The organism is Haliea sp. (assembly GCF_040222615.1).
Classification (GTDB): Bacteria; Pseudomonadota; Gammaproteobacteria; order Pseudomonadales; family Halieaceae; genus Haliea.
The window spans coordinates 1-11,228 of sequence record NZ_JAVKCQ010000055.1 but is presented as its reverse complement, the minus strand read 5'-3'; the positions used below and the strand labels follow the sequence as shown (position 1 = coordinate 11,228).

General features: G+C 59.4%; 10 protein-coding genes. 5 read left to right on the top strand and 5 right to left on the bottom strand.

What is annotated here, in order from left to right; all coding sequences use genetic code 11:
* Window positions 1–1,076: 1,076 nt before the first annotated feature.
* A complete protein-coding gene (locus RJQ10_RS04845) occupies window positions 1,077–3,221 on the top strand; it encodes a DUF2135 domain-containing protein (protein WP_350144185.1) in 2,145 nt (714 codons plus the stop codon).
* Window positions 3,222–3,358: 137 nt separating this feature from the next.
* Here RJQ10_RS04845 and RJQ10_RS04840 read toward each other — a convergent pair whose 3' ends face one another.
* On the bottom strand, window positions 3,359–4,006 hold the full coding sequence (locus RJQ10_RS04840; protein ID WP_350144183.1) for a sulfotransferase family protein: 648 nt from the start codon (window positions 4,004–4,006) through the stop codon (window positions 3,359–3,361).
* Window positions 4,007–4,281: 275 nt separating this feature from the next.
* Between RJQ10_RS04840 and RJQ10_RS04835 the strand changes: the two genes are divergently transcribed.
* A complete protein-coding gene (locus RJQ10_RS04835; RefSeq protein WP_350144182.1) occupies window positions 4,282–6,231 on the top strand; it encodes an alpha/beta hydrolase family protein in 1,950 nt (649 codons plus the stop codon).
* 56 nt (window positions 6,232–6,287) lie between these two features.
* On the opposite strand, the gene RJQ10_RS04830 is transcribed toward RJQ10_RS04835, so the two are convergent.
* From RJQ10_RS04830 to RJQ10_RS04815, 4 genes are all read right to left on the bottom strand, one after another.
* Window positions 6,288–6,632, bottom strand: a complete 345-nt coding sequence (locus RJQ10_RS04830; protein ID WP_350144180.1) for a 5-carboxymethyl-2-hydroxymuconate Delta-isomerase — start codon at window positions 6,630–6,632, stop codon at window positions 6,288–6,290.
* A gap of 35 nt (window positions 6,633–6,667) precedes the next feature.
* A complete protein-coding gene (locus RJQ10_RS04825; RefSeq protein WP_350144178.1) occupies window positions 6,668–7,270 on the bottom strand; it encodes a flavodoxin family protein in 603 nt (200 codons plus the stop codon).
* Window positions 7,267–8,274, bottom strand: coding sequence for a DMT family transporter (locus RJQ10_RS04820; RefSeq protein ID WP_350144176.1), 1,008 nt, complete (start codon window positions 8,272–8,274; stop codon window positions 7,267–7,269). The genes RJQ10_RS04825 and RJQ10_RS04820 overlap by 4 nt, the downstream gene beginning before the upstream one ends.
* A 99-nt stretch (window positions 8,275–8,373) precedes the next feature.
* Window positions 8,374–9,291 (bottom strand): LysR family transcriptional regulator, encoded by a 918-nt coding sequence (locus RJQ10_RS04815; RefSeq protein ID WP_350144174.1) that lies wholly within the window; start codon window positions 9,289–9,291, stop codon window positions 8,374–8,376.
* Between the two features lie 109 nt (window positions 9,292–9,400).
* Here RJQ10_RS04815 and RJQ10_RS04810 point away from each other — a divergent pair, with 109 nt between their 5' ends.
* The 3 genes from RJQ10_RS04810 to RJQ10_RS04800 all read left to right on the top strand — a co-directional run.
* On the top strand, window positions 9,401–10,381 hold the full coding sequence (locus tag RJQ10_RS04810; protein WP_350144173.1) for a cyclase family protein: 981 nt from the start codon (window positions 9,401–9,403) through the stop codon (window positions 10,379–10,381).
* 132 nt (window positions 10,382–10,513) lie between these two features.
* Complete coding sequence (locus tag RJQ10_RS04805) at window positions 10,514–10,846, top strand: YnfA family protein (RefSeq protein WP_350144171.1); 333 nt, start codon at window positions 10,514–10,516, stop codon at window positions 10,844–10,846.
* A 63-nt stretch (window positions 10,847–10,909) separates the two neighbouring features.
* Window positions 10,910–11,228: NAD(P)H-binding protein (locus RJQ10_RS04800; protein WP_350144169.1), on the top strand; the 319-nt coding region annotated here is incomplete at its 3' end.

The following is an 11,228-nucleotide window of genomic DNA, read 5'->3' as shown; positions in this document are numbered from 1 at the left end:
TGACGCGCCGTTACATGAGCCAGGAGACGCTGGCGCGCGTGCTGAGCAAGGAAGACCAGGCCAACCTACTGCCACAGTCTGAGGCCGCCTGAAGCGATGAAACTGGAGACCGGAGTTACACCACTTGACGGGACACTACCCGGCGAGCCTGCCACGATTGCGACAAGCGCCAGCATTCGCAACCGCAGGTCGCGCCGGAATTCTCTCATGGGGATCTCCTCCTCCGGGAAACGCTGCTGCAGGAGACGTCTGCGCTTCTCTGCGCGAGCGCTCTCCGCCCTTTGGGCGAGGAAGCCGACCGGCACCAGCACACACAGCAGGATGATCCACTCGGAAAGATTTTGCGGGCCATATCTCATTGGCACGAAAGCGCGGGCCGGGGCAGCGGTGACCAACAGCCCCAGAAGTACCCCACTCCCGGCGGTCAGTCTGGGGTTGATCGGAAAATAGCGCAGTCTGCTGGCGATACGCATTGCCCTCCCCGGGGGACACCGTCTAAGTGTACAAATCATAACTGACAAATATGAGCGTTACACCGATTCTGGCTGCTTTCTTCCCTCGCGATGCATCAATGCTCCCGGGCGCCGACACCAGTATCCCCTCGAAACGCTAACCCTTGTAGCCCGGCACGGGCTGGAGCAGCATGAGGTGAATATGCTGTGTTCTGTCGCAGCCGATCTCAAAATAGCCGAGGTCGTAAACGGCAACGCACTGGTGTCCATGCGTATATCCAAATCACAGTTCAGACCCATCCGGTCCCCGCAGGATTTTTAGGACAAGCACTGGGCCAGCGGCGCCTGTGCGCTAGTAGGTAATGTCAACCACCGGCCTGTTGTCGCCTAATCAGCGGTGAAGTCGCGCATTAGTTCACCTGTTAAGCGAGCAAATTTCATCTCGTTCGACGCTAACCTTTGATTCATATCAAAAGGACTGATTTGAAGCCATCGCCCGCGATTGACGCTCTATTGTCGGAGGACCATTATCTAAAGGTCGGGATTCGACAGGTATTCCAGTGCAGCGCGTTCGTGAGCCGGGCGTGAAACAGAGAACTGGAGGGAGTCATGAGGAGGTGGTTAATGTCCGCTAATATCCAATTAGGTCACAAGTACCGGGTGGCTTCGCTTTTTGTATTACTGTTTATGTCTGGCTTTGCTCACGCTGAGCAACAAGACGTAATCGAGTTCTTTCACCCATTGCTGGGGCACTATTTTATGGCCGCTGGTAGTGAGGTTGAGCTTCTCGATCAGGGTGGCGCTGGAGGCAACTGGGTAAGGACAGGGCAGTCGTTCAGTGCCTGGCGTGATCCTGCAGATGCTCCGGCAACCGCGTTTCCGGTCTGTCGTTTCTACAGTTATGCCAGGAACTCTCACTTTTACACTGGAAGCCCGACTGAATGTGAATCGGTGAGGGCAACGGATCCCGGCTGGGTTTACGAAGGTATTGCGTTCTATATCGAGACACAACGGCTAGAGGATCAGCAATGCGCAGCAGGGCTGGTTCCTGTGATTAGAGCCTACAACGATCGGTTTGCCGAGAATGACTCCAATCATCGCTATATGACCCTGCCTTCTATATCCGATGAAATGAATGCCCTGGGGTGGATCGTGGAGGGCGTTGCAATGTGTGCGCGCGCGTCGACGACCAATAGCGGGATTCGTCCGGATGAGGCATCCATGACCGTCAGGACAGATACATCCGCAACTGTTGAAACTTTTGGTGGTGCGCAGGTGTCGGTGCCGATCGGTGCAGTTGCACCAACTCCTGACGGAGATGTTGGCTCAGCGACGATCACAATTGCGATAGACACGAGCACTCGGATTGACCTGCCGGAAGGCGATAGACTCGCGGGACGTGTATATGAAATCGGGCCGGCCGGGCATGTATTTCAAGCGCCCGTGCAAATCACACTACCGGTCACGACTGATCCTGGTAGTGCAAGCGTTGAGCTGTATACCCTGACAAGAGAAGGTATTGTTCAGGGGCTTGGCGGTCGTTACGATCCTGTTGCGAAAACCGTTACGGCTTTTACCAGTCACTTCTCTCCACACTGGCCAGGGATCGGCGCTTCTCGCTCGGGTGAAAGCTGCATTCAGGTCGATAACTCAGCTTCATCTCCTTACAGCTGGAAAAACTTTTGCTTGAGCAAGGTAAATTCACTGGCAGATCCATTCAACGCGCCTCTGCAACAGGAGGGTGGAATGGTAGCCCCTGCTTCCTCCATAGGCGTATCTTCCAAGGTTAAATGGTCTTTGCCGGCAGGGAACTACGATGTCTGTGTGGAAGAGACCGATCGCGACACCCAGAGCAGCCCCCCCGAGTTCCAGGGTTCCAAGATCATCAGCGGGGTCAATGTTCGTACATTGGATGGCAGCGGTGGTCCCACGGGTGACTTTTGCTCGCCAAAACTCAACGTGTCAAACATCTCTGGCCTCACCAATGCCAGATGTGCCTGCGGGGCTACGATACCGACGCCCGGCGGGACCGGTGTCGACTCTTCACTGGAGATCAGCCTTGACTGGAGGTCGAACCCTCCGGTTGATCTTGATATCTACGTCACAGAGCCGGGCGGTGAAACAATCTTCTTCGACAATGAAGTCTCGGCCGCCGGGGGCAGTCTGGATTGGGATAACCAGTGTTCAAACTACCAGGACGGTCGGACTGAGAATGTATCCTGGACATCACCTCCTATCGGAAGTTACAAGATCGAGGTGGACTGCTTTGACGCCTGTACTACCAGTTCGGCTACGGTTCCGTTCAAGATAAACGTCAAGGCAGGTGGCTCAACCAGCAGCTACTCTGGCCAAGCTGTCTGCGGCGAGGACAGGACGTTTGTAGCGGACTTCAATTTCCAGGGGCGGTCCTACGGTCATTCCGGGCGTGCACTATACGATTTTCAGCCGGCGACACTGAGCCTCGTTTTCAATGGTACAGCGGTGACCGGCAAGATGGTGAAAATCGGTGTCTGCGAGAACAATGTACGCTTGACCCAAACCACCCTCAATTTGGTGGGTACGCTAACTTCCGGTAGCTGGGACAATCCGGCACAGGGGGCCCGGATCGATGGAACCTGGACAGGCGGGGATGCCGTATGTGGTAATCAGCTCACTCTTGCTGACGGCTACCCGGTGAACGGAACCTTTACCATCCTGCGCGGGACAGACGGGAAGATTGCGCTCGAAAGGTTGGGGGACGTTGGGAACTGGAAGTATGAGTTCCGCTGAGCGAAAATCGATATCCTGGATGTCGGCTGCGGATCACCTCATTCAATGGCCAAGCCAGATGAGTGGTCCGTAACCGGCGCTGGCAGGGCAGGGCAGGCAAGCTGAAAACAGTGCGTTGTGATGCCCAGGCCAGCACACTACCCCTTGTAGCCCAGCACGGCCTGGAATCCATTGGCCATGATAGCCTTGATAATACCCTGCACAGCCGCGGTATCATTGACGTTCGGGAACACCTCTCTGGGAACGGGCAGCTCGAGGAACTCACAGAGCGGCTCCCAGCCATCGGCCACTTCGAACACCAGCAGCCGCTCTGGCTCGATAGTCTCCCTGACCTCGGCAACATGTTCGTTGAAACGGCGAATCAGGTAATCGCGTTCGTGCATCCGACCATCAAAATAGTCGTTGATGGTCGCCTTCATATACGCACCTGCTTCAGTGCCGGGCAGGAACTCCATCCACTCTTTGCCGAAGATTGTACTCTGGACTGACGCAAACCATTTCTCCGGATCACGTACTGTGAGTACGACTTTGGCGTTCGGGTAATAGCTGGCGAGGGCGGCATAGCTGGTGCAGGCGGGGAAATCGACTGTCGCGGTAAAGCCCTCGAAAAGCCGGTCCCAGTCCGGCGTACCGGTCCCGACCTGCTCCCACAGCTTCCAGTGCTCAGGTCCATTGGGAAAGCATTCCACCATGTGGTAGCAGGGGTAACCCAATTGCTCCAGAGCGGCCTTCATGGACATGGTGCCGGTGCGGCCAAAGCCCGCCCCGATTATTTGCAGTGCCATCTCACCTCGTCCCGGGAATAGTTGGATCAAAGCTGAGTATAGACCAGTAGTCGTCCACCTCTGATCACTTGCCCTCTGGCAAGGCTGCCATCGCAGCACCCCTCGATTTCGCGTATTCTCGGTACATCAATTCAGCGTGGAGTTCCAGGGAAACCTCCCGAACCCCCGAGGTGAAGCGTATGCGACTACCGTGCTCCCTGCTCCTGGCTGTGCTCCTCGGGGCCTGCAGCGACGTAAATCAAAGCAGCGCAACGGCGCCCCACAAGGAGGCAAACATGACCAGCCCGCAAACCGTACTTGATTATGGCAGCTGGCCCTCACCCATTACCGCGGAGTCCCTGGTCGAGGGCAGTCGTGAACTCGGCAGCCCCCACAAGGATGGCGATTACCTGTACTGGCTAGAGTCACGGCCGGAACAGGGCGGGCGCATGACAATCATGCGCTGGCGTCAGGGCGGGGAACCGACAGAGCTCCTGCCCGAGCCTTTCAACGTGCGCACTCGAGTACAGGAATACGGTGGCGGCAGTCTGCTGGTTGCCAATGGCAGGCTGTGGTTCAGCAATTTCGCCGACCAGCGCCTGTACAGCTTCATTCCGGGAGATGCGCCGGTCCCGATAACCCCCGAGGGCAATCTGCGCTTCGCGGGCTGTCGCCTCGATGCGCCGAGAAACCGGCTGATCTGCATACGCGAAGACCATCGAGGCAGTGGCGAGCCGGTGAACAGTCTGGTTGCCCTGCCGACCGAGGGGATGAGCGAGGGCGAAATTCTCTTTTCCGGCACCGATTTCGTGTCGGCGCCGCGGCTGTCGGCGGACTTCAGTCGCATCGCTTTCACCAGCTGGATGCACCCCAACATGCCCTGGGACAATACCAGCCTGCACAGCGCGGGATTCGACGCAGATGGTGAGCTGGACGGCTTGGTCACGCACAACCCGGAAAGCGCAGAGTCCGTAATCGACCCCCAGTGGAGCAGCGACAATCGTCTCTTTGCCCTGTCGGACCGCGATAACTGGTGGCGCCCCTATGCCGTGCAAGACGAAACGTTCTCGCCGGTTCCAACTGGCCTGGAGGGAGTGGAGATCGGCGGTCCGGCGTGGTCCATAGACAGCCACTATTATCGCTTGCTGGAATCCGGCGAAATGCTGGTCAGCGCCAGGCGCGGCAGTGTGGAGACTCTGCATATCCTCGACGGCAAGGGCGGTCAGCGCCTGCTGGACACCGGGGCGGTCGCCTACAGCTCCGTCGCCACAGCCGGCGACCGCCTGTATGTCACGGCTGGTTTCGCCAAGCAGCCTTCCGCTCTGATCGCCATCGATAGACAAGGAGCCATCCTGGAGGTGCTGCGCCGCTCCAGGGACCGGGGACTGGAAGCATCCTGGGTGCCCGGAATCGAGCAGATCAGTTTCCCGGTACCCGGTGACGCGGTCGCTCATGGGGTGTACCTGGCGCCGCAGAACCCCGATGTCACCGCAGCTGCAGGCAAAGCCCCGCCGCTGATTGTCAGTGTGCACGGTGGACCCACAGCCTCAGCCGATGTCAGCTACAACCCGGAGCACTACTTCTGGACCAGTCGCGGCTTTGCCATTCTCGACCTCAACTATCGGGGTAGCACGGGGTTCGGGCGCAGCTATCGTCGGGAATTGTACGGCAACTGGGGGGTCACTGATGTGCAGGACGCTGTCGCGGGCGCCAGCTGGCTGGCGCAGCAGGGCCTCGCGGATCCCAGGCGCCTGATCATCCGCGGCGGCAGCGCCGGCGGCTATACCACGCTCGCCGCCCACGCTTTCCACAATACCTTTGCTGCGGGCGCCTCCTACTATGGGATATCGGATATGGAGGCCCTGGCCGGGGAGACGCACAAATTCGAGTCGAGGTATCTCGATCAGGTAATCGGCCCCTATCCGGAGCGCCGCGACCTCTACATCGAGCGCTCACCCATCCACCACCTGGAGGGTTTCAAGGCGCCACTCATCCTCCTGCAGGGGCTGGATGACCCGGTCGTGCCACCGAACCAGTCCGAGGCCATCTTTGCGGCCCTGAAGCGCAGCGGCATCCCAACCGCTTATATCGCCTACGAGGGCGAGTCACACGGGTTTCGCAAAGCCGAGACCCTGATCTCTTCGCTGCAGGCTGAACTGTACTTCTATGCCCAGGTACTGGGATTCGATCCAGCCGATGACTTGCCGGCTATAGTGATCGAAAACCTCGATGAGACTGGCCCCTGAAAGCGCGCCTGTGTGCAAACAGACAGATCATGCGGCGACTGCATTCCCGCAGTTGCTCACAGCATGTCGCGGTTGCAATACACTGCTTTCTCGAACTCGCTGATACTCATCGCAATATACTTAACATCCGGGAACATGCCTGACAGCATCTGCACTACTGATCTCGACAGTACTGCCTTTTGCTCAGTACTCCGGCCCTGCATAATGCTCGAAAATACATGCATAAACGGTTCCTGCTTTCCGCCCACCAGGTACCTGACGTAGGGGCTGACCCTGACCTTGATATCCTGGATGTCGAACAGGCCCGATCCCGCAGCAACGGCATGGATTTGCTCTGCAATGTAGAGTTCGGGGTGTACTTCCAGTATTTCCGCTGAACAATCGAGTATGAAATGCGGCATAAATGCTCCTGTTTGCCTGGCGGCCAGTCGGCCGGCTAGAGTGAATAACTTCCCTCTTCAACGCGCTCTGGTAAAAACCGCCGGCTCAGCGCGGCAACACGTGAACCGAGGTAGCTGGCCGTGGCAATGTCGGCTGGATCCAGCATACCATCACGCGCATGGGCGATGAGTCCACTCTGGGCACCCAGGCGATTGCGCCCCTCTGGATCAAACCCACCGGGCAGATCTATTCCGACCCACAACATACCATGTTGATTGGCGAGGGTGTTGAGGTACTGGATGGTGTTGAGCTGGTCGCCGCTGGGGTTGTTGCCAATCGTGAAGCCGGCCGCCAGTTTGCCGGCCCAATGGCGCTGGAACCAGAATTCGCTGGTTGCATCGGCAAAGGCCTTGAACTGCGCGGACACGCTGCCCATGAAAGTGGGTGAACCAAAGATAATAGCGTCGGCTTCACCCATGGCCTTCAGCGCACTGGCGTTGCGATAGCGGCCCTCATGGATGTCGCCGCCCTCTATCCTCACCGGAAACGCCCGGACACCGTCGATCTGGTTTGCGCCCCGCAGGGCTGCCTCGGCAAGCCCCGCCGTGGTGCCGGTGACGCTGTGGTAGACCACTGCTACGCTGGTTGGTGTTTTCATTTCATTGCTCCTTCTTTCAGCTGTACAGGCACCTGGGATTCCAGGCGTTGTGCCATGACAGTTGCGATGATACCGACGCCGATGATGCCGGCGCCGAGCCAGGTGGAGAGGGCATAGCGCTCCCCTAGAAATACCGTTGCCACGATCAGGCTCACTGCCGCAGAGACATAGCCGATCTGGCTCAGCAACACCGGGCCACCATCCCGCTGCAGGCGATAGAACAGCGGGAAATTAAGCCCGGATATGACCATCTGGATGACGATCAGGGTCTTCGCCGAGGCGATACCGGCAACAGGGAGTTCCTGTCCAGTCGCCGCGATAATCACCAGAAACACACCGGCCGCAAACAGGTGCCCCCAGAAGGCGAGGGAATTGGGAAGCGCGCCCTCGGGCCACCAGCGGCTGCGGTACACATTGCCTATCGCCAGCACAACCGGTATTGCGGCCGCCGCCAGCAGCCAGGCCAGCTCAGGCCCCTGGGGGTGGGTACCGCGCGTGAGGCTCACCAACAGCGCCCCGACTACCCCTATCGCGATCCCTGCCATTCCCAGCCGGCCGGGTGTCTTCATTCCGAACAACGAGGCGAAAAGCAGGGTAAACACCGGAGACAGCGCGAACATCAGGCCGGCATAACCGGCCCCCACCCGGGGTATCACGGTAAACAGCAGCACATTCGGTAGCACGAAGGAGATCAGCGATGAAATCATCGTATAGCGCACTACGCTGGTATCCGGCAGCCGCAGTCCGCGTTTCGTCAGCTGGGTGGGCAGCAACATGATGACGACGCCGAGGGAGATAATCGCAGCCCACAGCAGCGCGGACACACCGGCGTCGTGGGCCAGCTTGCCAATTGGCGTCCGCATGCCGAGCAGCGCGCCGCTGGCCAGCAACAGGCTGTGGGGGGCAAAGAGCCAGTGTGTGGGTGCTGTCGTCGATTCAGTCCGACGCAGGGCCTCATTCAATGCCTGGTTCGTCGCAAGCGTTTGACGGGTGCTGTTGGTCATGGTCGGCTCCTCCTGTGTTGGTGAGGAGCAGACTAGTCGTTTACCCGGGCGGGATAATTAGCCTGAGCGGAAAATGACTGGTAACCCGAATTAACAAATCTATGGCGATGACGGCTGGTCCCAGTACGGGGGGTCCTTGATTTTCGCTGCCAGAAAGTCCGCAAAGGCACGCACTTTCGGCGACAGATAGCGACGCTGCGGGTAGACGATGTAGATGGACAGCTCCAGCGAGCGACAGGTGTCCAGCACGGTGGTGAGCCGACCCCGGCGCAGGTCGTCGCCGACGAGGAACGTCGGCGTCCGGGCAATGCCCATGCCAGCGAGCAGCGCCTCGCGCAGGGCCAGGCTGTTGTTCACCTGCAGCCTTCCGGCGACAGCGACCTGTGTAGGCTGACCCCCGGAGTCGAGAAAATGCCACGCCTGGGCCGATTGCTGCAGGCTATAGCTGAGCACCTCGTGCTCCAGCAGGTCTTCCGGCCGGTCCGGTATGCCGTGTCGTTCCAGGTAGGCCGGTGCTGCCACGATGACGTGGCGACAGGGAGCGAGACGGCGCGCCACCAGCGTCGAGTCGGGCAGGTCGCTGATGCGCACCGAGGCATCGAAGCCCTCCTCAATCACATCCAGCTTGCGATCGTTCAGGTCCATTTCCACCGTCAGTTCCGGATACTGCTGCATAAACGCAGGCAGCAGCGGCGCGATATGCAGGATACCGAAAGACATCGGCACGTTGATTCGCAGGACCCCGCGCGGTTGCTGCTGCAGGCGCGAGACTTCCGCCCGCGCCTCGGCAATATCCTCCAGCCCCCGACTTGTCTGGGCGTGAAAAATGCGCCCCGCTTCCGTGAGACTCAAGCGTCGCGTGGTGCGATTGAGCAGGCGCACGCCGAGGCTGTCCTCCAACCGGCTGACCTGCTTGCTCACCACCGGGCGCGATACTTTCAGCCTCTCCGCCGCCCGGGTGAAACTCCCCGCGTCCACTACCGCAACAAACACCGCGACATCATTGAGGTCGTCCATAGGCGGACCATTAGTAAAAATATGGAAATAGAATCTTTCAATTCGGGCCGATTATCAATACCGGCTGTGGGGCTAGGCTGTGAACTCTTGTTCACTACGGGAGAAGAACATGCTTAACAAGACTCTGGTAATCACAGCCGCCCTGATGATGGGCGGGCAATTCACTGCCTCAGCCGCCGAGCGCCAGGTGGGTATCAGCCCCTGGGGAGCCGACGATGAAATCGGTCGCCTGAATCTCATGACCGAGGCATCGCGGAGCGAAATACTGACGCGCGTCGCCGGCGGCAGACTTTACGATCTGGCGGTCGAATACTTTATCGGCATGCCCAGCTGGCAAGCCGCCGGCGACCCGCACTACCGCATCTGGATGACCCACACCCCACACGGCACGGTGGTCGATGACCCGCTGGCTACCGGCTCGGAGATGAACCGGCACGTCAGCTATACCGGGGCCGCGGTCTCCATGTACACACATATGGGCACCCATATCGATGGGCTGGCGCATTTTGGCCTCAATGGTGAAATCTGGAACGGCTTCAGTGCGCAAGAGCATCTCGGTGATCGCGGCTGGCGCGTTGCCGGGGTGGAGAACATGCCGCCGATCGTGGCCCGCGGCGTGTTGCTCGACGTGGCGGCGGCAAAAGGCGTTGCCATGCTGCCCGATGGCTATCGGATCACGCGCGGAGATCTCGAGGCCAGCCTGCTGCGCCAGCAGCTAGATCTGCGGCAGGGCGACGTGGTCCTGATCCGGACCGGACGCATGCGCGTCTTCGATGACACTTCGGCTTACATGGACAACCCGCCCGGCCTGGGGTTGGCAGCTGCCCGCTTCCTCGTCGAGGAGTCGGGGGCAATGATTGTCGGCGCGGACAACCTGAGCCTGGAGGCATTTCCCTCGGAAGTGGCGAGCGACTACGTGCCCCTGCATACCTATCTGCTGGCGGAACAGGGAGCGCCGATCATTGAGCTCGCCTGGCTAGAAGACCTGGCCCGGGATGAAGTCTACGAATTTGCCTTTATCGCCGCGCCACTGAAGCTTCGGGGGGCAGACGCAGCGCCCCTGCGACCCATGGCCATTCCCCTGCAGTGACCAGCGCCAGCGGCTCCAGAGCAGTGCCACCCTGCCGGGGTGGCCGCTGATCCGGTCCCGGTCATCGCTTGCTCCTGTATTCTGGATCGTCAATAGTGACACCAATAGAACGCCATCAAGAGGTGATTTACCGTGCTGGAACTGAAAACAACAGGGCTGTTTGTCGTTACCGCTTTGGCCGAAATCATTGGCTGCTATCTGCCCTATCTCTGGTTGCGGGAGGGTAAATCGATCTGGCTGCTGGTGCCGGCCGCCCTCAGCCTTGCGGTATTTGCCTGGCTGCTGTCCCTGCATCCGACTGCTGCGGGTCGCGTCTACGCTGCCTATGGCGGTGTCTACGTTTTCATGGCCATCCTGTGGCTGTGGGGCGTTGAGGGTATTCGCCCGACCAGTTGGGACCTGCTGGGTTCCGGGGTGGCACTTCTGGGCATGGCCATTATCATGTTTGCGCCACGCAGCGCATAGCCAGGCGACAGGCGGCAACTGCGCTCGCAGGCACAGGGCCGACCGGTATTCACGGAGAAGATCATGCACAAGGTTTGCATCATTGGCGCGTCAGGCAAGCTCGGACGATACATGGTGCAGCATGCACTGGACCAGGGCTATCAAGTGGTCGGTGTCTGCAGGGAGAAAAGCGTCGCCAAGCTCGATGCTTTCAAGGACAGGATCACCGTCGTTCCCGGCGCCACGAACGATCGCGAGGTCATACAGCGGGCTGTTGCCGGCTGCGATGGCGTGCTGGTTGTATTGGCGCCATGGGGAGTCAGGCAATATTCGTCAGGTACGGCCCAGGCGGTTCTGGATTTCGCCGAACCCAATGCGCGCCTGGTTTTTTCCTGTGGCTGGC